Annotated in this window: 21 protein-coding genes; 7 read left to right on the top strand and 14 right to left on the bottom strand. The window is 71.7% G+C overall.

Annotated elements, in window-relative coordinates:
• Positions 1-51 precede the first annotated feature (51 nt).
• Positions 52-969, top strand: a complete 918-nt coding sequence (locus tag DX116_RS10200; protein WP_147393641.1) for a hypothetical protein — start codon at positions 52-54, stop codon at positions 967-969.
• Positions 970-1,205: 236 nt separating this feature from the next.
• On the opposite strand, the gene DX116_RS10195 is transcribed toward DX116_RS10200, so the two are convergent.
• Positions 1,206-1,997: a transglutaminase-like domain-containing protein gene (locus DX116_RS10195; protein WP_119703973.1), complete on the bottom strand. Its 792-nt coding sequence runs from the start codon at positions 1,995-1,997 to the stop codon at positions 1,206-1,208.
• Between DX116_RS10195 and DX116_RS10190 the strand changes: the two genes are divergently transcribed.
• Positions 1,885-2,721, top strand: coding sequence for an NADPH-dependent F420 reductase (locus DX116_RS10190; protein ID WP_267897687.1), 837 nt, complete (start codon positions 1,885-1,887; stop codon positions 2,719-2,721). The two genes, DX116_RS10195 and DX116_RS10190, sit on opposite strands and share 113 nt — an antisense overlap.
• A 24-nt stretch (positions 2,722-2,745) precedes the next feature.
• On the opposite strand, the gene meaB is transcribed toward DX116_RS10190, so the two are convergent.
• The 4 genes from meaB to DX116_RS10170 form a co-directional block, all read right to left on the bottom strand.
• The gene (gene meaB / locus DX116_RS10185; protein WP_119703971.1) at positions 2,746-3,717 is read right to left on the bottom strand and encodes a methylmalonyl Co-A mutase-associated GTPase MeaB; all 972 of its coding nucleotides are present in this window, start codon (positions 3,715-3,717) and stop codon (positions 2,746-2,748) included.
• Entirely contained in the window at positions 3,717-5,897 is a 2,181-nt protein-coding gene (gene scpA / locus DX116_RS10180) for a methylmalonyl-CoA mutase (protein WP_119703970.1), read from the bottom strand. The genes meaB and scpA overlap by 1 nt, the downstream gene beginning before the upstream one ends.
• Before the next feature lie 79 nt (positions 5,898-5,976).
• Positions 5,977-7,803 carry a methylmalonyl-CoA mutase family protein gene (locus DX116_RS10175; RefSeq protein WP_119703969.1) on the bottom strand — a complete coding sequence of 609 codons (1,827 nt, stop codon included), beginning with the start codon at positions 7,801-7,803 and terminating at the stop codon, positions 5,977-5,979.
• 63 nt (positions 7,804-7,866) lie between these two features.
• The gene (locus DX116_RS10170) at positions 7,867-8,181 is read right to left on the bottom strand and encodes a hypothetical protein (protein ID WP_147393640.1); all 315 of its coding nucleotides are present in this window, start codon (positions 8,179-8,181) and stop codon (positions 7,867-7,869) included.
• Positions 8,182-8,223: 42 nt separating this feature from the next.
• Between DX116_RS10170 and serC the strand changes: the two genes are divergently transcribed.
• Entirely contained in the window at positions 8,224-9,330 is a 1,107-nt protein-coding gene (serC, locus tag DX116_RS10165) for a phosphoserine transaminase (RefSeq protein WP_119703967.1), read from the top strand.
• A gap of 112 nt (positions 9,331-9,442) precedes the next feature.
• Here serC and DX116_RS10160 read toward each other — a convergent pair whose 3' ends face one another.
• The 3 genes from DX116_RS10160 to DX116_RS10150 all read right to left on the bottom strand — a co-directional run bounded on the left by DX116_RS10160 (position 9,443) and on the right by DX116_RS10150 (position 12,569).
• Positions 9,443-9,964, bottom strand: a complete 522-nt coding sequence (locus tag DX116_RS10160) for a gamma carbonic anhydrase family protein (protein WP_119703966.1) — start codon at positions 9,962-9,964, stop codon at positions 9,443-9,445.
• A gap of 23 nt (positions 9,965-9,987) precedes the next feature.
• Positions 9,988-11,427 carry an NCS2 family permease gene (locus DX116_RS10155; protein WP_119703965.1) on the bottom strand — a complete coding sequence of 480 codons (1,440 nt, stop codon included), beginning with the start codon at positions 11,425-11,427 and terminating at the stop codon, positions 9,988-9,990.
• Between the two features lie 92 nt (positions 11,428-11,519).
• A complete protein-coding gene (locus tag DX116_RS10150; protein WP_119703964.1) occupies positions 11,520-12,569 on the bottom strand; it encodes an SdiA-regulated/phytase-like domain-containing protein in 1,050 nt (349 codons plus the stop codon).
• Positions 12,570-12,628: 59 nt separating this feature from the next.
• Here DX116_RS10150 and DX116_RS10145 point away from each other — a divergent pair, with 59 nt between their 5' ends.
• Complete coding sequence (locus tag DX116_RS10145; RefSeq protein ID WP_233556644.1) at positions 12,629-13,033, top strand: DUF2530 domain-containing protein; 405 nt, start codon at positions 12,629-12,631, stop codon at positions 13,031-13,033.
• A gap of 106 nt (positions 13,034-13,139) precedes the next feature.
• Here the strand turns inward: DX116_RS10145 and DX116_RS10140 are convergent, their stop codons facing one another.
• Together DX116_RS10140 and DX116_RS10135 are read right to left on the bottom strand one after the other, a co-directional pair.
• Positions 13,140-14,732, bottom strand: coding sequence for an MDR family MFS transporter (locus tag DX116_RS10140; protein WP_119703963.1), 1,593 nt, complete (start codon positions 14,730-14,732; stop codon positions 13,140-13,142).
• Between the two features lie 87 nt (positions 14,733-14,819).
• Positions 14,820-15,590 (bottom strand): DUF3027 domain-containing protein, encoded by a 771-nt coding sequence (locus DX116_RS10135; protein WP_119703962.1) that lies wholly within the window; start codon positions 15,588-15,590, stop codon positions 14,820-14,822.
• A 60-nt stretch (positions 15,591-15,650) separates the two neighbouring features.
• Here DX116_RS10135 and DX116_RS10130 point away from each other — a divergent pair, with 60 nt between their 5' ends.
• Both DX116_RS10130 and DX116_RS10125 read left to right on the top strand, forming a co-directional pair.
• Positions 15,651-17,174: an MFS transporter gene (locus tag DX116_RS10130; protein WP_199715989.1), complete on the top strand. Its 1,524-nt coding sequence runs from the start codon at positions 15,651-15,653 to the stop codon at positions 17,172-17,174.
• Between the two features lie 33 nt (positions 17,175-17,207).
• Positions 17,208-17,582, top strand: a complete 375-nt coding sequence (locus tag DX116_RS10125) for a VOC family protein (RefSeq protein WP_119703961.1) — start codon at positions 17,208-17,210, stop codon at positions 17,580-17,582.
• Between the two features lie 7 nt (positions 17,583-17,589).
• Here DX116_RS10125 and DX116_RS10120 read toward each other — a convergent pair whose 3' ends face one another.
• The 4 genes from DX116_RS10120 to DX116_RS10105 all read right to left on the bottom strand — a co-directional run bounded on the left by DX116_RS10120 (position 17,590) and on the right by DX116_RS10105 (position 20,062).
• Positions 17,590-17,985 carry a cold-shock protein gene (locus DX116_RS10120; protein ID WP_119703960.1) on the bottom strand — a complete coding sequence of 132 codons (396 nt, stop codon included), beginning with the start codon at positions 17,983-17,985 and terminating at the stop codon, positions 17,590-17,592.
• A 75-nt stretch (positions 17,986-18,060) separates the two neighbouring features.
• Positions 18,061-19,104 (bottom strand): YihY/virulence factor BrkB family protein, encoded by a 1,044-nt coding sequence (locus DX116_RS10115; protein ID WP_119703959.1) that lies wholly within the window; start codon positions 19,102-19,104, stop codon positions 18,061-18,063.
• Positions 19,101-19,496: a type II toxin-antitoxin system PemK/MazF family toxin gene (locus DX116_RS10110; protein ID WP_233556643.1), complete on the bottom strand. Its 396-nt coding sequence runs from the start codon at positions 19,494-19,496 to the stop codon at positions 19,101-19,103. Before DX116_RS10110 ends, DX116_RS10115 begins: the two co-directional genes overlap by 4 nt.
• 35 nt (positions 19,497-19,531) lie before the next feature.
• Positions 19,532-20,062 carry an RNA polymerase sigma factor gene (locus DX116_RS10105; protein WP_158591968.1) on the bottom strand — a complete coding sequence of 177 codons (531 nt, stop codon included), beginning with the start codon at positions 20,060-20,062 and terminating at the stop codon, positions 19,532-19,534.
• A 100-nt stretch (positions 20,063-20,162) separates the two neighbouring features.
• On the opposite strand from DX116_RS10105, the gene DX116_RS10100 reads away from it, so the two are divergent.
• Positions 20,163-20,574 (top strand): Wzz/FepE/Etk N-terminal domain-containing protein (locus tag DX116_RS10100; RefSeq protein WP_199715988.1); only part of this gene is annotated, 412 nt, incomplete at its 3' end.

Below are 20,574 nucleotides of genomic sequence, written 5' to 3'. Positions count from 1 at the left end.
GGGACCCGCCACGACCCGTCACACCCCGCCTGCTCGCCTATGCTGATCGCCGTGAGGTCGCGGGCGTCGAGACTGGTGGTCGGTGCGGTCGCCGCCGTCGCGCTCGGCAGCGTCGCCCTCGGGCTGGCCTCGCCCGACGGGTCGGTCGGCTCGTCCGACCGTCGCTCCGCGCCGACCGCAGCCGGGCCGTCCGCCGCCCCCGCCTCGACCTCGCCCGCCACGTCGGCCTCCACCCCACCCGCACGGGGCCCCGACCTCGCACCTGACTCGGCACGCGGCACCTGGCCGGGTGCGCCGCGCGGCGTCGTGGGCGCCGACGGCACGATCGACTGGTGCCGCGCAATCACGACCTCGGGAGCGTCCGAGGCGATCGCAGCCGTCGGTCGCGAGGCGGTCGACGCCGCGGCCTGCGCCGCCGTGCGGTTCGCTTTCGAGCACCGCTACTCGCGGCTGTCGCTGCCGCGGCGCACGTACGCGCCCGACGACTTCGACTCCGTCGTGCCCGCGCTCGACCCGCGCACGGTGGCGGACGTCTACCGCCCGCGCATCACCCGCTTCGTGGCCGACCCGGACTCCCGGCACGCCGGCGAGCAGCTCGGCCTGGTGCTGTTCGCCGCCCGCGACACCCCGCGCGGCGCCGCTCACGCCTCGGCCGGCAACGGCCACGTCTTCTACGGCCCGGCCTTCAGCGCCCGTGGCTACGCCGGCCGGGCCGTGTGGACCGACCCGACGTGGTCGACCGTCGCGATCGGTCTCGACCGGTCGACCACCCCACCGCGCATCGAGGCCCGGCTCACCGCATCGGCCTCGTTACCGGTCTGGTCGACGACGGCCCGCCGCGACGCGGTGCTGACGGTCCCCACGCGCGCGACGTTCGTGCTGGACGGCGCCGGAGGCGACGGCTGGCGGATCAGCGGCTGGACGATCAGCCGCGGCCGCGTCGCGTACGGGCGGCCCGCCGAGCGCTGAGCCGGCTGGACCAGGGTGGGCCGTTCGAGCCGCCAGCCCGCGCCGCACGTCGTCCGGAGACACAAGAGGGGGCCGGCCATCCCCCCGAGATGCCCGGCCCCACGACGCCTTCGCGTCGATGCCTCTGAGACGAACGTACCGAACTATCTCCGACAAGTGCAGTCTTGACTTTGGCGCGCCGAGTAGTTATTTAGGACTACGACCACATAGTCCTCTCGGATCGGCCGTCCAGAGAGCTACCTCAGCGCGACCAGCTGGGTCAGGTCGTCGGTCGGCAGCTCGTCGACGACGGCCGTGACGGCCATCCAGCGCAGGTCGACCGGAGCCCCGTGCTGCGACAGGAACGCCGTCTCGGAGGCGTCCTGACCCGTGGCGATGCGCACCAGCGAGCTGCGGGGCGCCAGCACCGTGGCGTCGACGACGTGCCAGGCGCCGTCGACGTGCGCCTCGGCGACGGCGTGGAAGTCCATCGGGAACAGGCCGGGGGCGTAGACCGAGGCCAGGCGGGCCGGGACGTCGAGCGCGCGGAGCAGGGCGACCACGAGGTGCGCGTAGTCGCGGCACACCCCAGCCCGGGCCAGCAGGGTGGCGACCGCGCCGTCGGTCGGCTGGCTCGCGCCGGCCACGTACGACAGCCGGTCGCCGACCCACGAGCTGACGGCGTCGAGCAGGTCCTTGCCCTCGATGCCCGCGAACTCGGACTGGGCGGTCGGGAACAGCGTGTCGGACTCGCAGTAGCGACTCGGGCGCCGGTACTCGATGATGTCGAGCTCCTCGGTGCCGATGGGATCAGCCAGGCCCACGACGTCGGCCGAGTAGTCGATGACCATCGGCCCGGGCGGGCCGAGCAGGCGGTGCAGCCGCGTGCCGTGCCGGCCCGCGACCTCGTGGGCCTCGATCGGCGCACCGTTGGACGTGATCGTGAGCGACTCGTGGGCATCGGCCCCCTCGGCCACCGCGACCGACAGGATCAGGTCGGCCTCTCCGTGCAGGTACAGCTCGAGATGGGACGTCACGGATCGCTTCACCGGACGATCCTGTCACGGCCACGAGCGCCCGGCACAACTCAGCAGGAATGGGCCTGAGCGCGCCGGCGTTGACCAGGGCATGACCACCATCGGACTCATCGGCTCAGGCCACATCGGCTCACAGATCGCACGGGCGGCGACGGCTCACGGCCACGACGTCGTGCTCAGCAACTCGCGCGGCCCCGAGACCCTCGGCGACCTCGTCGCCGAGCTCGGACCGCGGGCTCGCGCGGCGACCCCGGCCGAGGCCGCGGCGGCCGGCGACATCGTCGTCGTGACGATCCCGCTCAAGGCGATCGGGACCGTCCCCGTCGAGCCGCTCGACGGCAAGGTCGTCATCGACACCAACAACTACTACCCGCAGCGCGACGGCCACGTCGCCGCCCTCGACGACGGCTCCACCACCAGCTCGCAGCTGCTCCAGGACCGCCTGCCGGGCTCGCACGTCGTCAAGGCGTTCAACCACATCGCGTTCGCCGACATCACCGACCACGCGCAGGAGCCGGGCACCGACGACCGGCGGGCACTGGCGATCGCCGGCGACGACGAGGGTGCCAAGGCCACCGTGGCGTCGCTGATCGACGAGCTCGGCTTCGACGTCGTCGACCTCGGGACGCTGGCCGAGAGCTGGCGCATCCAGCCCGACACTCCCGGCTACGGCCCGCGTCTGACCGCCGACGGCATGCGCGACGCGTTGGCGGCCGCCCAGCCGCAGACCTCCTGAGGGCGGCCTCGTGACACCGGCTCGTCAGGAGTCGTAGGCCTCGAGGATCCGGTCGGCGGCGGTCGCGGCGGGCATCTCGCCCGAGAGCACGGCCTCGCGGACGTCGGCGCGCACCGCCGCGACCGCGGGGTCGTTGCGCAGCCGCTGGTCGAGCTCGTCGCGCACCAGCGCCCAGGTGAAGTCGAGCTGCTGCTGGGCCCGCTTCTCGCGCAGGCCCTTGACGCCCATGAGCTCGCGGTGCCGGATGACGCGGTTCCAGACCGTGTCGATGCCGGTGCCCTCGAGCGCCGAGCACGTCAGCACCGGCGGCACCCAGTCGGCGGTGCCGGCGTACACGAGGCGCAGGGCTCCGGCGAGGTCCTTCGAGGTCGCCTCGGCCTCCTGCGCGCGATCGCCGTCGGCCTTGTTGACCGCGATGACGTCGGCGATCTCGAGGATGCCCTTCTTGATGCCCTGCAGCTGGTCGCCGGTGCGCGCGATGGTGAGGAACACGAACGTGTCGACCATCCCGGCGACCGTGATCTCGGACTGACCGACCCCGACCGTCTCGACGAGGATGACGTCGAAGCCGGCCGCCTCGAGCACCGTCATGGCCTGGCTGGTGGCCCGGGCGACCCCGCCGAGCGTGCCCGCGCTGGGCGAGGGCCGGATGAAGGCGTCGGGGCTGACCGCCAGGCGCGGCATGCGGGTCTTGTCGCCCAGCACCGACCCGCCGGTGCGGACGCTCGACGGGTCGACCGCCAGCACCCCGACGCGGTGCCCCTCGTCGATCAGGTGCGTGCCGAGCGCCTCGATGAACGTCGACTTGCCGACGCCCGGCACCCCCGAGATGCCGACCCGGATGGCTCCGCCCACGGACTCCTGCAGCAGCCCCAGCAGCTCGCGCGCCTCGGCCCGGTGGTCGTCACGGCGTGACTCGACGAGCGTGATGGCCCGTGAGATCGAGGCACGCTTGCCGACGCGCAGGTCGTCGGCAAGCTCCGAGACATCGACCATCAGGCGAGAGCGCTGCGCAGCTTGTCGAGCAGGTCGAGCGCCGAGTCGGCGATGACGGTGCCGGGCGGGAACACCGCGGCGGCACCCATCTCGAGCAGCGTCGGGACGTCGTCGGGCGGGATGACGCCGCCGATGACGATCATGATGTCGGGACGTCCGAGATCGGCCAGCGACTGCTTGAGCGCCGGGAGCAGCGTCAGGTGCCCGGCCGCGAGCGACGAGACGCCCACGATGTGCACGTCGGCGTCGATCGCCTGCTGCGCGACCTCCTCGGGCGTCGAGAACAGCGGGCCGACGTCGACGTCGAAGCCCATGTCGGCGAAGGCCGTCACGATGACCTTCTGGCCGCGGTCGTGCCCGTCCTGGCCCATCTTGGCCACGAGGATGCGAGGACGACGCCCCTCGGCCTTCTCGAACTCCTCGGTGGCCTCGATGACCTGGGCGACGTTGCCTGCCTGGCCGGCCTCGGTGCGGTACACACCTGAGATCGTACGGATGACGGCCTGGTGGCGCCCGTAGACCTTCTCGAGGGCGTCGGAGATCTCCCCGACGGTCGCCTTGGCGCGCGCGGCGTTGACCGCCAGGTGCAGAAGGTTCTCGTCGAGCGACCCGTCACTGGCCGAGCCCTTGGCGGCGCTGCGGGTGAGCGCCTCGAGCGCGGCATCGACCTCGCCCTGGTCGCGCTCGGCGCGCAGCCGCTCGAGCTTGGCGATCTGCGAGGCGTACACCGCCTTGTTGTCGACCTTGAGCACGTCGAGGGGGTCCTCGTCGGCCAGGCGGTACGTGTTGACGCCGATGACGGCCTGCGTGCCGGCGTCGATGCGGGCCTGCGTGCGCGCCGCGGCCTCCTCGATGCGCATCTTGGGGATGCCGGCCTCGATGGCCTTCGACATGCCGCCGGCCTTCTCGACCTCCTGGATGTGGGCCCAGGCGCGGTTGGCGAGGTCGTGGGTCAGGCGCTCGACGTAGTACGAGCCGCCCCACGGGTCGATGATGTCGGTCGTGCCCGACTCCTGCTGCAGCAGCAGCTGCGTGTTGCGAGCGATGCGGGCGCTGAAGTCGGTCGGCAGGGCGATGGCCTCGTCGAGCGCGTTGGTGTGCAGCGACTGCGTGTGACCCTGGGTGGCGGCCATCGCCTCGATCGCGGTGCGGCCGACGTTGTTGAACACGTCCTGCGCCGTCAGCGACCAGCCGGACGTCTGGCTGTGCGTGCGCAGGCTCAGGCTCTTGGGGTTCTTGGGATCGAAGTCGGCGACGAGCTGGGCCCAGAGGGCGCGAGCCGCGCGCAGCTTGGCGACCTCCATGTAGAAGTTCATGCCGATCGCCCAGAAGAAGCTCAGGCGCGGCGCGAAGGCGTCGATGTCGAGGCCGACGTCAAGGCCCGCGCGCAGGTACTCGACGCCGTCGGCCAGCGTGTAGGCGAGCTCGAGGTCGTTCGTGGCCCCGGCCTCCTGGATGTGGTAGCCCGAGATCGAGATCGAGTTGAACCGCGGCATCTTCTGCGCCGTGTACGCGAAGATGTCGGAGATGATCCGCATCGACGGCGCCGGCGGGTAGATGTAGGTGTTGCGGACCATGAACTCCTTGAGGATGTCGTTCTGGATGGTCCCCGACAGCTTCTCGGGAGGGACTCCCTGCTCCTCGGCCGCGACGATGTAGAGCGCCAGCACCGGCAGCACGGCGCCGTTCATCGTCATCGAGACGCTCATCTCGTCGAGCGGGATGCCCTCGAACAGCTTGCGCGTGTCGTAGATCGAGTCGATCGCGACGCCCGCCATGCCGACGTCGCCGACGACCCGCGGGTTGTCGGAGTCGTAGCCGCGGTGCGTCGCGAGGTCGAAGGCGACCGAGAGGCCCTTCTGGCCGGCCGCGAGGTTGCGGCGGTAGAAGGCATTGGACTCCTCGGCGGTCGAGAAGCCCGCGTACTGGCGGATCGTCCACGGCTGCGTCGTGTACATCGCGGGGTACGGGCCGCGCAGGAACGGCGTGAGACCCGGGTAGGTGTCGAGCCCGTCGAGCCCCTCGAGGTCGGCGGGCGTGTAGAGCCCCTCGACGTCGATGCCCTCGGGCGAGGCCCACGGCTCAGCACCGTCGGTCGCGCGAGCATAGGTCTCGGGATCGGGCTCGTACGGCTGCTCGGGGTCGAGCGGCAGGCCCTGGAAGCTGCTGGGGACGGTCATGACGTCACCTTCCTGGAAGAGCAACGGTACGAAGGCGGCGTCATGACAGCTGCCTCATGATTCGTTCGCTGCTGGTCGCTCATGCGAGCACCTCTCGGATCGAGCGGAGGAAGGCCAGTGCGTCGACCCCCATCGCGATGGTCGTGTCGGCGCCGACCGCCGCCTTGCCGGCCAGGACGACGTGGGTGGCACCCGCGCCGCGCAGGGCCTCGACGAGGTCGGCCCCCCACGCCTCGTAGGCCTTGTCGTTGCCGACGAGGCACACCACGGCCGGACGGTCGGCGGCCTCGTAGGCCGTGACCACGTCGTCGACGCCCTCGGACGGGCCGGCCACGACGGTGTCGATGCCGCCGGCAGCCAGCAGGTTGGCGGCGAAGGTCGCCCGCGCCGTGAACGCCGCGATGGTGCCCATCGAGGCCAGGAACACAGGGGCGGAGGCGGGCTCGTCGCGCAGCGCCTCGAACTCGCCTGCGTAGCGGTGCACCTCGAGCGGGCGGTCGTACGGACGCCGCTCGGGCAGCGTCTCGTGCAGCTGGGGGAACTCCGACACGCCCGTGACGGGGCGCGTGCGACGGGCCACGGCGAGCGCCCGGTCCGACACCGTCGCCTCGATGCGTCCGCGGAGGAGGTCGAGAGCGGCCTCGAGGCTGCCGGCCGCGTCGATCTCGCCGAAGAGCGTCCAGGCCGCCCGCGCGAGGTCGTCGGTGAGCTTCTCGACGGCGTGCGACCCGCCGGCGGGGTCGGTGACCGCCGCGACGTGCGCCTCGCTGATCAGCAGGCTCGAGGTGTTGCGGGCGATGCGCCTGCTGAACGGCTCGGGCAGGCCGAGCGGCTCGTCGAACGGCAGCACCGTGACGGCCGACGCCCCGCCCACACCCGCGGCGAACGCGGCCACGGTGGTGCGGAGCATGTTCACGTACGGGTCGTAGCGCGACATCATCGGTCGCGACGTGACGGCGTGCTGCAGCTGCGCGGCGGCCGACGTCGTGACGCCGCTCAGCTCGACCACGCGGTTCCAGAGCCGGCGGGCAGCACGGAGCTTGGCGATCGTCGGGAACTGCTCGTCGGTCGCGGCGTACCGGAAGTCGATCAGCCCGGCGGCCTCCTCGACGGTGAACCCGGCCTCGGCGAGCACGCGCAGGTACTGCGCGCCGGTCGCGAGCGAGTAGGCCAGCTCCTGGACGTCCGAGGCGCCGGCGTCGTGGGCCGCGGTGGCGTCGACCGTCAGGGCGCGGACGCCCAGCGGATGGGCCAGCCGGGCGATCTCGACCGTCGCGTCGAAGTCGACGGCGCCCCTGCGGCGGAACGCCGCGCCGATCGGGTCGGCACCGAAGCTCGTGCCCGGGGCTGCGTCGACGCCCTTGTCGGCGATGACCGCGGCCAGCGCGCGCGCGGCCTCCAACGGCTCGAACGGCGCGTCGAGGGTGACCGCGGCGAGGTCGACGAACACCGGCTCGAGCACCGTGGCCAGCGCATCGATCGGCACCCCGCCGGAGCCGGCCGAGATCCACAGCGAGTTGACGCCGTTCTCGAGGTCGGTGACGACGTCGCGGGCCGTGCGCTCGGCGTCGGGGTCGGTGTACCAGGCGCGGACGTCCCACCCGTCGAGCTCGCGGGTGGCGGTGGCGCCGCGCGTGAAGGGCGCCTGGCCCGGCAGGCCGCCGTCGTCGAGGCCGGTGGTCAGCGACGGCGTGCCCAGCGGTGTGATCGAGATGCCGTCGAGCGTCGTGGTCGCGAGCTCGGCCCAGACCTGGCTGTCGTCGGCGTCGTCGGCCAGCCGCCGCGACTTGCGCAGCACGGCGGCGGTGGCCTTCTCCCACTCCCCCGGGGTGTGCTCGAGTCCCTCGGACAGGGGGACCTCGACCGTCACGGGGTTCGCGGAGCTCGCCAAGGGGTCGGATGCCATAGGGGGCATCGTACGAACACCCTGTGACCTCGGCCACCCAATGTGACGAATGTGACGATCGGGTTACGCGTCGGGCTCGAGCTCGACCAGGAAGCCGGCCATGTCGAGCACCTGGACGTGCTCGGCCGGCGTCGCCGTGATCTCGCTGGCGGCCGTGCGGCGGCGGCCCGTCAGCATCACGATGCGCACGACGGTGCCCGCGACCTCGTCGTCGCCGTCGTCGTCGACCGCGCTCGTGATCGCCACGTCGACATCGGCCGGCAGCTGCGGCAGGAGGTCGTCGAAGTCGGTCGTCAGCACGCCCCACGCCACGACGTCGCCCACGGCGAAGCCGTGCTCGGCCACGATGTCCTCGGCGCCGTCCACCCATGTCCACACGCCGTCAACCGTACGGTGCGGACGTCCTGAGATGATGGCGAGGTGAAGATCCCCGCCGAGCTCCTCCCCCGCGACGGACGGTTCGGCTCCGGCCCGTCCAAGATCAGGCCCGAGGCGCTGGCCGCGCTGGCTGCGTCGGGCGACTCGCTGCTGGGCACGTCGCACCGGCAGGCGCCCGTCAAGAACCTCGTCGGCAGCCTGCGCCGCGGGTTGGCCGAGCTCTTCTCGCTGCCCGACGGCTACGAGGTCGTGCTCGGCGTCGGCGGCTCGCACGCCTTCTTCGACGCCGCGACGTTCGGGCTGGTCGAGCGCCGGTCGCAGCACCTCGTGCACGGCGAGTTCACCCGCAAGTTCGCCACGGCGGTGCAGCAGGCACCCTTCCTGGCCGAGCCGGAGATCCTCGAGACCGATCCCTCCACGCATCCTCTGCCCCACGCCTCGGCGGGCGTCGACGTCTACGCCTGGGCGCACAACGAGACGTCCACCGGTGTCATGACCCCCGTGGCACGGCCGTGGGACATCGACGAGGGTGCGCTGGTGCTGGTCGACGCGACGTCCGGCGCGGCCGGGCTGCCGGTCGACGTCTCCGAGACGGACGTCTACTACTTCGCGCCGCAGAAGGGCTTCGCCTCCGACGGAGGGCTCTGGATCGCGCTGATGTCGCCGGCCGCGATCGAGCGGGCGCGGCGCATCAAGGCCGGCGGACGCCACATCCCCGGCTTCCTCGACCTGCCCGTCGCGATCGACAACTCGCTCAAGGACCAGACGTACAACACGCCGGCCCTGGCGACCTTGTTCCTGATGCAGCAGCAGACGCAGTGGCTGCTCGACCAGGGCGGGCTCGACTGGGCGGTCGGGCGCACGGCCGACTCGTCGCGCCGCCTCTACGAGTGGGCGGAGGCGTCGTCGTACGCCTCGCCGTTCGTGACGGCACCGGCCGAGCGGTCGCTCGTGGTCGGCACGATCGACCTCGCCGGCGTCGACCAGGCCGACGTCACCGCGGCGCTGCGGGCCAACGGCATCGTCGACGTCGACAGCTACCGCGGCCTGGGCCGCAACCAGCTGCGCGTCGCGATGTTCCCGGCGGTCGAGCCCGACGACGTCACGCGCCTGACCCGGTCGATCGACTGGGTCGTCGACCACCTCTGACCTGAAGCGGTGGGGATCGCTCCGCTCGATCCTGATCGCTCACCACGCCTCGCAGGCCGGCGGCTTCGCCGCGAGACGCTCACGCTGCGCTGGCGCGCCTCGATGCCAGTCGCTAGCGCTCCTGGATCTCGCCGCCCCGGTGCAGCTCGCGGTGGCCCTCGTAGATCTCGGCGTTGCGGCGCAGCCCGGCCACCTCGTCGTCCGACAGCTCGCGGCGCACCTTCGCGGGCACGCCCGCGACGAGCGACCGCGGCGGCACGACCATGCCCTCGGTGACCAGCGCGCCGGCGGCGATCAGCACCTCGTCGCCGATGACCGCGCCGTTCATGACGGTCGCGCTCATGCCGACCAGCACGTGGTCGCCGATCGTGGCGCCGTGCACCACCGCACCGTGGCCGACCGAGACGCCCTCGCCGAGCACCACGGGCTTGCCCTGGTCGACGTGGAAGGCGCAGTTGTCCTGGACGTTGGAGCGCGCACCGATCGTGATCGGTTCGTTGTCGGCCCGCAGCACGGCGCCGTACCAGACGCTGGCCCCCTCGCCGATGCGTACCGATCCGGCCAGCACCGCCGTCGGTGCGATCCAGGCCGTCTCGGCGACCTGCGGCGTCTTGTCTCCCAGTGCGATCAGCATGAGCGCACGCTAACCGACGCGTGTCAGCTGATCCAGCGGGAGATCGGGTCGATCGCGAAGTAGATCACGAACAGGACCCCGATGACCCACATCAGCGGGTGGATGGCGGCGATCCTGCCCTTGACGACCTTGATCACGACGTAGGCGATGAAGCCCGCCCCGATCCCTGCGGTGATCGAGTAGGTGAACGGCATGAGCGCGATCGTCAGGAACGCCGGGATCGCGATCTCGACGTCGTCCCAGTCGATGCCCTTGACCTGGCTCATCATCAAGAAGCCGACGAGCACGAGGGCCGGCACCGCCGCCTCGCTGGGAATGTGCTCGACGAGCGGCGCGAAGAACGTCGACAGCAGGAACAGCACGCCGGTGACGACCGACGCCAGGCCCGTGCGCGCGCCGTCGCCGACGCCCGAGGCCGACTCGATGTACGACGTGTTGGACGAGACGCCTGCGGCACCGCCGGCCATCGCGGCGATGGAGTCGACGACGAGGATGCGCTGCGCACCCTCGGGCGAACCGTCGGCATCGTTGAGGTCGGCCTCGGCGCCGATCGCCGTCATCGTGCCCATGGTGTCGAAGAAGTCGGCCAGCAGCAGGGTGAACACCAGCAGCGCGGCCGTCACGACGCCCACGCGCTCGAACGAGCCGAACAGCGAGAACTCGCCCAGCAGCGAGAAGTCGGGCTTCTGCACGAGGCTGTCGGGCCACGACGGGACGTTCAGGTTCCAGCCCTTGGAGGTCGGGTCGCCGCCGCTGGCGGGGGTGTCGGTCAGGGCCTGCACGATGCCGGCCAGCGCCGTCGTGGCCACGATGCCGATCAGGATGGCGCCGGGGACACCGCGCGCGTGCAGGGCGATCATGAGCAGCAGCCCCACGCTGAACACCAGCACGGGCCAGCCCGAGAGGCTGCCACCGATGCCGAGACCCAGCGGAGGCGCGGCATTGCCGGTGGTGCGCACGAAGCCGGCGTCCACGAAGCCGATGATCGTGATGAACAGGCCGATGCCCACGGCGATGGCTGTCTTGAGCTGGCGCGGGACGGCGTCGAACACGGCCTTCCGGAAGCCCGTGAGCACCAGCAGCAGGATGATGATGCCCTCGAGCACGACCAGACCCATCGCATCGGCCCATGTCATCTGGCTCGCGACCGAGAAGGCCACGAAGGCGTTGAGGCCGAGGCCGGTGGCCAGCGCGAGCGGGAAGTTGGCGACGACGCCCATCAGGATCGTCAGCAGGCCGGCGACCAGGGCGGTGCAGACCGCGATCGTCGCGAAGCCCGAGCCCGGCGTGGAGCCTCCGCCGAGAAAGTTGCCGTCCTTGTCGGCGACGCCCGCGAGGATGACCGGGTTGAGCACGATGATGTAGGCCATCGTCAGGAACGTCACGACGCCGCCGCGCACCTCGCGGCCGACCGTCGACCCGCGCTCGGAGATCTTGAAGTACTGCTCGAGCGTGCTCGTCATGGCTCTCCTGTCATGGCCGGCCCGTTCGCCGTGAGACGGGTCCGAGGAGGCAGCATGCCAGATGCCCGTCTCGGCGGTGCAACCGTGTCGTGTCAGCGCCGTTTCGTGGTCATGGCACCGCTGATGGCAGCCAGCAGGGCGACCACGACGAAGCCCCAGAACCACGTGGCGCCGGCGAACCCCCCGCCCTCGGGAGGCGCGGCGGTGCGGGCCTGACCCGTCTGCGCCGGCGAGCCCGACGCGGTGCTGTCCGCTCCGTCGCCGTCCGCCCCGTCCGCGCCGGCGCCGGCCTCGTCGTCCGAGCGGGGCGGGGCGAACGGGACGCGCGTCAACGTCGAGCCGGTGCCCTCGCTGCCCACGAGGAACGACCGGCCGCCGGCCTCCATCGCCAGCGTCTCGCCCTGCGGCGCGGGAGGCAACGAGCTGGACGACAGGATGGTCCACGAGGACGGGTCGAGGACGTACGACTCGGAGTAGTCACGGGCGACCACGAATCGTCCGTCGGGCGTGAACGCCGCATCGGTGACGAGACCGGGCACGGCCCCGACCTCGGCCACGGCCCGGTTGGGGCGATCGGCCACCAGCGGCTCGGGCAACGAGAACGCCGTGCCGCCGAACAGCCCCTTGCTGATGAGGTACTTCGCTCCCGACGTGGGACTGATCGCGAGGGCCTCGACGTCGAGCGGGCCGCCCGGGTACGTGATGGGGTAGCGCGTGGCCGACACCCTCGTGGTGCCGTCGGCGATCTCGGGCAGCGAGTAGAGCGCGACGTCGGTGCGGACGGCCCGGTTGTCGCCCGTGTCGGCGATCCACAGCGTCCCGTCGGCGTCGATCGACAGCGCCTCGGTGTCGACGAGGTCGGCGTCGACCGTCGCCGAGCCGAGCGTCCGGCCGGTCGACACCGAGATCGCGTACACGACGGGCGCTCCGCCGGAGTCGTTGATCGTGTAGGCGCGGTCGGGGTCCTCCGGGCTGACGACCAGTCCGCTCGACTCGTTGATCCGGCCGTCGGAGAGCGTGCTCACGACCTGGGGGCCGACGGTGGCGCCGTCGGACCGTCCCGCCACCGAGCTGACCAGCACGATGACGAGCAGGGCGATGAGCAGGCCGGGGATCAGGAGCCGGCGGTGACGCGGATTCATTGCTGATCAGCATGACAGGAGGCGCAGGAGCCCACGATCCGGGCGGGTAGTCTGACCGGGTGAGCGACGACGACTGGGTGATCCAGCAGGGCGACGGCCCCGAGACCGTCGAGCGCAAGATGGGCCACCGCGAGATCGCCCGTCTCGAGCGGGCGGCCCGGCGTCACGAGTTCGGACGTCCCGACCTGACCGAGCTCGAGATCGGACGCACCACCCACCGCGTCGCCGAGGTCGAGCCGATGGACGTCGACGGCGTACGCACCATGACCGTCGGCACGATCGCCTGGGGCGTCGTCGCCATCGCCCTGCTGCCCTTCCTCGGCACGCTCGAGTCCGAGGGACGCACGTGGTGGCTGTGGACGGCCGTGGCCGGATTCGGCCTCGGCCTCATCGGCATCGAGTACTGCCGCCGGCGCCGCAACGCCCTGCGCATGCAGCCCGGCCGCCGCCGCAAGCTCGACTGAGCTGCCCCATCCCGGCCCGTCCCACCCCACACATGCGGAGAACCACACCGTGTCTGGGGTCAGATCCGGTGCGGTTCTCCGCATGTCTGGGGTCGGTCGCGTCGGGTCAGGCGTCGTCGGACGCCTTCTTGACCGTGGTGCGCAGCGGCACCTCCTTGATCAGCAGAGCAGCCACCAGGCTCAGCACCGCGACGACCGCGGCGACGCCGAAGATCGTGCCGGTCGCATCGCCGTAGGCCGAGCGGACGATCTCGGCGACCTGTGGCGGCAGGCTCTTCACGTCGAGCAGCGATCCCCCGCCACCGCTGGACTGGATGCCGAGGGCTGACAGCTTGGACGTGACGTCGTCCTTGACCTGCGCCGCCAGGATGGCACCCAGCACCGAGACGCCGACCGCGCCGCCGAGCGAGCGGAAGAAGGCGACCGTGGCGCTCGAGGCGCCGACCTGCGAGACGTCGACGGTGTTCTGCACCGCGAGCACGTAGTTCTGCAGCAGCATGCCCATGCCGACGCCGACGAAGGCGATGAAGACCATGGCGTGCCACTCGGGCGTGGTGTGGCTGATGGTCGACAGCAGACCCATGCCGATGATCAGCGAGACCGAGCCGATGACCAGGAAGCGCTTCCAGCGCCCGAACCGGGTGATCAGCTGACCCGAGACCAGCGTGCCGACCAGCGAGCCGACCATGAGCGGGATCGTCAGCAGACCGGCCTGGGTGGGCGTGCGCCCCCCGGCGACCTGGAAGTACTGGCCGATGAAGACCGAGCCGCCGAACATCGCGATGCCGACGGCGATGCTGCCGACGATCGCCAGGGCCGTGGTGCGCTCGCGGACGACCGCGATGGGCAGCAGGGGCTCGGGGTGGCGCAGCTCGACCCGCACGACGAGCACGGCCGCGAGGGCGGTGCCGCCGAGGAAGGCCGCGGTCTGCCACGACACCCACGCGAAGGAGTCTCCCGCGAAGGTGACCCACAGCAGCGGCAGGCTGGCCGCGATCGCGATCAGGACGGCGCCGGCGTAGTCGAAGTCGACCTTGCGTCGCACCGTCGCGATGCGGAGGTACTTCTGCAGCACGACCAGGCTGATGACCGCCAGGGGCACGCAGACGAAGAAGGTCCAGCGCCAGCCGAGCCCCGGGGTGTCGACGATCAGGCCACCCAGCAGGGGGCCGCTGACGGTCGCGACGGCCATCGTGGCACCCATGTAGCCGCTGTAGCGACCGCGCTGCCGCGGCGGGATGATCGAGCCGATGATCGACTGCGCGTTGGCCGTCAGTCCGCCCATGGCGATGCCCTGCACGACGCGCATCGAGATCAGCTCGGGCAGGTTGCGCGAGAGTCCGGCGAGCATCGAGCCGATGACGAACACGACGATCGAGATCTGCACGAGCGTCTTCTTGTTCATGAGGTCGGAGAGCTTGCCCCAGATGGGCGTCGAGACCGTCATCGCCAGCAGAGACGCCGTCACGACCCAGGTGTACTGGGTCTGCGAGCCGTCGAGGTCGGCGATGATCGTCGGGAGGGCGTTGGACACGATCGTGCTGCTGAGGATCGCGGTGAACAGCGCGGCCAGCAGACCGAACAGCACCTCCATGATCTCGCGGTGGCTCAGCTCGTCCCCCGTCGCCGTGGGGGCGGGCGGGGCGGCGGCAGGAGCGGGGGCGACCTGGGTGGCGGACGACGATTTACCTAGTTGCATGCTGCAACCATACGTCGGATAGGTGCATCGCGCAAACAAAACAGCACCCCCCGTGAGCAGGCTCACGAGGGGTGCGGCAATCGCGCGCTAGAGGCCGTCGACCTCGTCGCGCGTGAGCGTGTCGAAGACCGGCTCGGGGAGCTTGCTGCTGCTGGCCGCGCGGCTGAGTCGTGCACCCGAGTGCGCGCCGCACCCGTGGTCGAACGAGACGACCCGGCCGTCGTCGTTGGCCATGCCGTTGGCGCAGACGCCGAACCGCTCGGACAGCGGACCGGCGAGGCTGACCATGAAGCCGCACGAGTGGCACACGCCGGACGCCTGCTGGGCGATCGGGGCGTCGGGCCCCTGCTCGCCCTCCTGCCACCGCTCGGCCGCGAGCTCGCGGCCCTCGAGCGACAGCACCCACTCGCGCCCCAGACCCACCTCGCGGGCGAAGAAGCGGTCATCGGTCTGCTCCTCGCCGTCGCCGGCGGACCACGACGGGACGAGACGCGCGTCGTCCTCGTCGGGCGGCAGGACGTCGCCGGGGCTCAGGTCACCGGGACGGATGCGGTCGCGGTACGGGGTCCAGGCCGGGGCGACGATCGCGTCGTCGCCCGGCAGGAGCACGACGTCGTTGACCGTGACCTCGTCGCTGTCGGGTGCACGCGAGATGCTGACCGACCAGTACCAGCCCCGGTAGCCGGGCGTGAGGCAGGCGAAGCGGTGCGAGACCATCAGCTCGGCATCGGGCTCGACGCCCAGGTGCTCGCCGATCGAGGCGGCATCGGCAGCCCCGCCGAATCCGGCGTCGATCGCCTCGACGAGAGCCGCGCGCGCGGCGTCGACAGCGGCTGCGAGCTGGTCATCGAGGGGCATGCCCCCATTGTCGCCCATGTCGCCCCGCGTCCCGTGGTGGGGTGCGGCAGGATGAGGTCCATGGAGGAGAACGACTGGCCGTACGACCACGCCGCCGATCCCGGCTACGACGGCGGCCGCACCCGCCCGCAGACCCCTCCCCCGTCCGGCCTGAGCCGCGCCGCGCAGGCCGCCAAGCGTGCGTCGCGCGGCACCGCACGGGTCGTCGCCAAGGGCAGCACGTCGGCCTTCACCGGAGCCCGCCGCTTCACGCACTCCGGCGGGGCCGGCGAGAGCGGCTTCTCCCGCCTGCTCGAGCTGCACGCCTTCAACACCGCCGGCGACGCCGCCGTGGCCATCTCGCTGGCCGGCACGCTGTTCTTCACGGTCCCCACCGGCGAGGCGACGGGACAGGTCGCCCTGTTCCTCGCCGTGACGATGCTGCCGTTCGCGATCGTGGCGCCCCTGATCGGCCCGTTCCTCGACCGCTTCCGCCGCGGCCGCCGGTGGGCGATCGGCGCGACCCTCGCCTTCCGCGCCTTCTGCTGCTGGGTGCTGGCCGGAGCCGTCACCGACGCCACGCCGCCGCCGGCCTTCTACCTCGCGGCCCTGGGCTGCCTCGTGTCGTCCAAGGCGTACGGCGTCACGCGCGCGTCCGCGGTGCCTCGCCTGCTCCCCGAGACGTTCACGCTCGTGAAGGGCAACTCCCGCATCTCGCTGACGGGCACCGGCGCCGCGGCCATCTCGGCGCCCCTCGCCGGCGGCGCCGCGCTGCTCGGCGCCGACTGGGCCCTGCGCTACGGCGCGCTGCTGTTCGCCGTCGGCACGGTCCTGGCGATCCTGCTGCCCGCGAAGGTCGACTCCAGCGAGGGCGAGGAGCCGGTCGACCTCGTCAACCCGAGCCCCAGCACCGTCACCAAGGGCCTCACCATCACGCGCTCGGTCGTCAACGGGCTGCGCAGCAACGCCGGGCTGCGGCTGCTCTCCGGCTTCCTGACGATCTTCATGGCGTTCACCCTGCGCGAGCCGCCCGCCTCGATGGGATGGGACTACAACGCCACGATCCTGCTGGGCCTCGTGGTCGGCGGCGCCGGGGCGGGCAACACGATCGGCACCCTGATCGGCTCGGCAGCGAGCACGCGGCGCCCCGAGCAGGTCGTCATCTTCGTGCTGGTCCTCGACGTCGCGGTGCTCGCCACGGTCGGCGTCTTCTTCACCTGGTGGACCGCGGTCATCCTCGGGCTCACGGTCGGCATCTGCCAGTCGCTCGGCAAGCTGAGCCTCGACGCGATGATCCAGCGCGACGTGCCCGAACGGGTGCGCACCAGCATGTTCGCCCGCTCCGAGACGCTGCTGCAGCTGGGCTGGGTCATCGGGGGGCTGCTCGGCATCGGGCTGTTCAGCATCGACGCCACGCCGCAGATCGGCCTGCTGGTCATCGGTGCCCTGCTGATCGCCTGGCTCGCGCTCGTGGTCAGCCAGGCGCGCAAGCCCGACCGCGTGCCGCCGCCCCCGTCGACGGCGGCCGCTCCCCCGCGTCCGTCCGCCGACCAGCCGACCATCGTCGAGCGTCCGGGCACCGGCGACCACACCCAACAGCTCTGACCCGAGCCGGCCTCCCGGGGCACGATGGACCGCATGACGTCGTTCGCCTTCGCCCGCCTGCACCACGTCCAGCTCGCCATCCCGCCGGGCGGCGAGCCGCGGTGCCGGACGTTCTGGCGCGATCTGCTCGGCATGGACGAGCTCGAGAAGCCGCCCCTGCTGGCCGCACGCGGCGGCTGCTGGTTCCGTGGCGGCGGGGTCGAGGTGCACCTGGGCGTCGAGCGCGACTTCACGGCCGCCGCGAAGGCGCACCCCGGCATCCTGGTCAGCGACCTGTCGGGACTGGCCGAGACGTTGGCGGCCGCGGGGGTCGAGGTGACGTGGGACGACGAGTTCCCGGGACACGCACGCTTCTACGCGGCCGACCCGTTCGGCAACCGCTTGGAGTTCCTCGAGCCGCGCGGCTGACCAGGCCTCAGAGCTCGAGCTCGGTCGCCACGGCGCGCAGCACCTGGGCGATCGGCTTGGCCTTCTTGCCGTCGGGGTGACGTCCGTGCCGGTACCCCTCGCCGACCGTGTCGAGCATGCGGATGAGGTCCTCGACGATCACGGCCATCGCCTCGGGGTCCTTGCGCCGCGCCTGCGACTGCGAGCGCGACACGGACGTGACGGGGTCGAGCAGCCGCACCTGGAGCGCCTGGTCGCCGCGGTTGCCCTGGACGATGCCGAACTCGACGCGCGAGCCCGCCTTGAGCGACGCGACGCCCTCAGGAAGCGCGTCGGCGCGCACGAAGACGTCCTCGCCCTCGTCCCGGCTCAGGAAGCCGAAGCCCTTGCCTGCGTCGTACCACTTCACTTTGCCCGTGGGCATGGCGCCACCTTCACGTCGTCCAGCTCGACGACAGGCGTCGTCGCCCACAGCCTAGTGGTCCGAGGCGGTCGGACGTCAGGGCACCGGGCGGGTCTCGTCGGGCGGGTGGGACGCGGAGACCGGCTGCTCGAGGTGGGATGCGTCCTCGAAGGTGACCTCGACCGACTGGAAGCCCTTGTGCCGCTGCGACTTGGCGTAGGCCGCGTAGGCGCGTTGATCGGCCTCGGTGAGCACGACGTTGTCGGTGAACGGCGTCAGCAGCGCGCGCGGGTAGAGGTGACGGCGCAGGACGACGTTGACCTCGAGCCCCATCACGACCATGATCGCCGCCACGTAGATGAACGCCAGCAGGCCGAGCACCAGTGCGAAGGTCTGGTTGACCGAGTTGGCCTTGCCGATCACCTCGCGGACGTACGTGTTGCCCACGTACTGCAGCCCTTGCCAGAGCAGCCCGGTCACGAACGCCCCCGGCAGCACGGAGCGGACGCCCGCGCGGCCCAGGCTGACGAGCCGGAACACAGCTGTGAAGATGCCGACGATCAGGAAGAAGCCCAGGATCCGTGAGACCCATCCGACGACGGGCTGCAGCTCGGAGCTGAGGGCATCGGGATTGGCCAGGATCGAGCTGACGACCGCGATCGTGAGGATGCCGATACCGCTGATGGACAGGAACAGGATGCTGCGGAACCGCAGCAGGAACGGGTTGGCCCGGCTGTTGCGCGGCACCGACCACGCGATGTTGGCAGCGTTCTGGAGCGCCTGGCCGAGGCCCATCGCGCCGTAGAGCGCCGTCACGGCACCCACCACGATCGCGGTCGTCGAGCCCTGCAGCCCGTTGGGGGTGCCGAGCTCGGAGCCGATGATCGGGAACTGGCTGAGGGCGGAGTCGAGCAGCTTGTCGCGCAGGGCCTCGTCGCCCTGCAGCACGAAGCCGAGGATCGAGGTGCTGAGCAACAGCAGCGGGAAGATCGCGACGAAGGCGTAGTAGGTGACGATCGCCGACAGGTAGGCACCCTGGTCGTCGAAGTACTTGTAGATCACGGCCAGGGGCATGCCGATGACGCGGTGCCGGCGCTGGAAGGCGTCGATCCGCGGGATGCTCGGCCCGTCGTCGCTCATGCCTGCTCCGCCCGGCCGGGCAGGTACGGGCGGACGGCCGCCGCGACCGCGTCGAAGCGCGCCTCGTCGAGCACGGCACCCTCGCGCCGGACGTCGGCGGGGTCGACGACCAGCAGGCGGTCGAGCCGCACCTCGCTGGGACGTCCGGCCGGGTCCCACGCGCCGCTGCCGATGTCGAACCAGAACCGACCCTCGCGGTTCTCCTGCGCCTGGTCGCGATCGTGGTCCTTGGACGTCATCGGCAGCGCGACCAGCCGGTCGCCGTCACGCGCGATGAGAAGCACCGGGCGGTCCTTGCCCTGCTGCGGGTCGTCCTCGAACGGGACCCAGGTCCAGACGACCTCGCCGGGATCCGGCTCCCCGTCGGGATGGGGATCGTAGGCGATGTGCACGGCGCAAGCCTGCCACAGGCTCGCCGGCCGGCATCTCAGGCAGCGCGGACCCGCTCGAGATACGCCGAGCGCAGCGCCGTCCGCGCCCGGTAGCCCAGCGCCGAGACCGCATTGGCCGTCAGCCCCAGCTCGGCCGCGAGCTCACGCGGTCGCCGGCCCTCGACGTCGAGCTGCCACAGCGTGCGGCGCCACCGCTCGGGCAGCGTCGCGTAGGCCTCGCGGATGCGGTCGTCGGCGTCGGTGGACGTCGGCGCGACCGACCACGGCTCGAGATCGGCGACCGGCGCACACCGGCGTGCCATCGCCGCTCGCCGGCCGGCTTCGTGCCGGACGGCGGTGAGCAGGTAGGCACGGAAGCTCTTGGTCGGCCCGCGCCCCGATCGCAGCTGGACGAGCACGCAGGCGAACACCTCGGCCACGACGTCGTCGGCCTCCGCGGACGGACCGGCGCGCGACGCGACCCGTCGTGCCACGGCCGCATGGCGCGCGAACAGCTCGCCGAAGGCCTCGTGGTCTCCTCCGCGCATCGCACGGACCAGCTCGTCGTCATCGGTGCAAGGGGTCATGCCCCAGTTATGTCCGATCACGCGGGCGTCCACCACGGCCCGGCACCTGGCCTGTGGACAATGTCCCGTCGACCGCCCATCCCGCCGCGAGACTGTGGACGTGGAGCCACTCACCCTGACCGAGCTCATCGCTCGCTTGGCCTGCCGCTGGCGCGTGCTCGCCGCCGGCGCGCTCGTCGGACTGGCCGCGGGCGTGTCCGCGCACCTGCTCCTGCCCGAGCGCTACGAGGCCACGGCCGTGGTGTTCGTCGACGCCGCCGATCCATCGCGCGTCGACATGACCGCCGAGGCGGCCGTGGCCTCGTCACGCCGGGTGAGCGCCGAGGCGGTCGACGCGCTGGGCGACCGGCACGTGTCGGTCACGACGCTCGAGGACGCCGCCTCGGCGACGACCGTCAGCGAGTCGCGGCTGCTGCGGCTGACCTACTCGGCGTCGGCGCCCCGTGCCGCGGCACGGGGCGCCGACGCCGTGGCACAGGCCGATAGCGCCCACAGGGAGGGAGGGCCCCAAC

This window comes from Aeromicrobium endophyticum (genome assembly GCF_003586285.1).
Lineage (GTDB): Bacteria > Actinomycetota > Actinomycetes > Propionibacteriales > Nocardioidaceae > Aeromicrobium > Aeromicrobium endophyticum.
The sequence above is the reverse complement of the archived record's forward strand: the minus strand, read 5'-3'. Positions and strand labels throughout refer to the sequence as shown.

Coding starts and splice junctions, on each gene's coding strand:
- DX116_RS10135 (WP_119703962.1), bottom strand. CDS start 15,590: ATGCCCCTCGATGACCAGCTCGCAGCCGCTGTCGACGCCGCGCGCGCG.
- DX116_RS10115 (WP_119703959.1), bottom strand. CDS start 19,104: ATGAGCGACGACGGGCCGAGCATCCCGCGGATCGACGCCTTCCAGCGC.
- meaB (WP_119703971.1), bottom strand. CDS start 3,717: ATGGTCGATGTCTCGGAGCTTGCCGACGACCTGCGCGTCGGCAAGCGT.
- DX116_RS10175 (WP_119703969.1), bottom strand. CDS start 7,803: ATGGCATCCGACCCCTTGGCGAGCTCCGCGAACCCCGTGACGGTCGAG.
- DX116_RS10120 (WP_119703960.1), bottom strand. CDS start 17,985: ATGCCCACGGGCAAAGTGAAGTGGTACGACGCAGGCAAGGGCTTCGGC.
- DX116_RS10130 (WP_199715989.1), top strand. CDS start 15,651: ATGGAGGAGAACGACTGGCCGTACGACCACGCCGCCGATCCCGGCTAC.
- DX116_RS10150 (WP_119703964.1), bottom strand. CDS start 12,569: ATGAATCCGCGTCACCGCCGGCTCCTGATCCCCGGCCTGCTCATCGCC.
- DX116_RS10140 (WP_119703963.1), bottom strand. CDS start 14,732: ATGCAACTAGGTAAATCGTCGTCCGCCACCCAGGTCGCCCCCGCTCCT.
- scpA (WP_119703970.1), bottom strand. CDS start 5,897: ATGACCGTCCCCAGCAGCTTCCAGGGCCTGCCGCTCGACCCCGAGCAG.
- DX116_RS10155 (WP_119703965.1), bottom strand. CDS start 11,427: ATGACGAGCACGCTCGAGCAGTACTTCAAGATCTCCGAGCGCGGGTCG.
- DX116_RS10160 (WP_119703966.1), bottom strand. CDS start 9,964: ATGCTGATCGCACTGGGAGACAAGACGCCGCAGGTCGCCGAGACGGCC.
- DX116_RS10105 (WP_158591968.1), bottom strand. CDS start 20,062: ATGACCCCTTGCACCGATGACGACGAGCTGGTCCGTGCGATGCGCGGA.
- DX116_RS10125 (WP_119703961.1), top strand. CDS start 17,208: ATGACGTCGTTCGCCTTCGCCCGCCTGCACCACGTCCAGCTCGCCATC.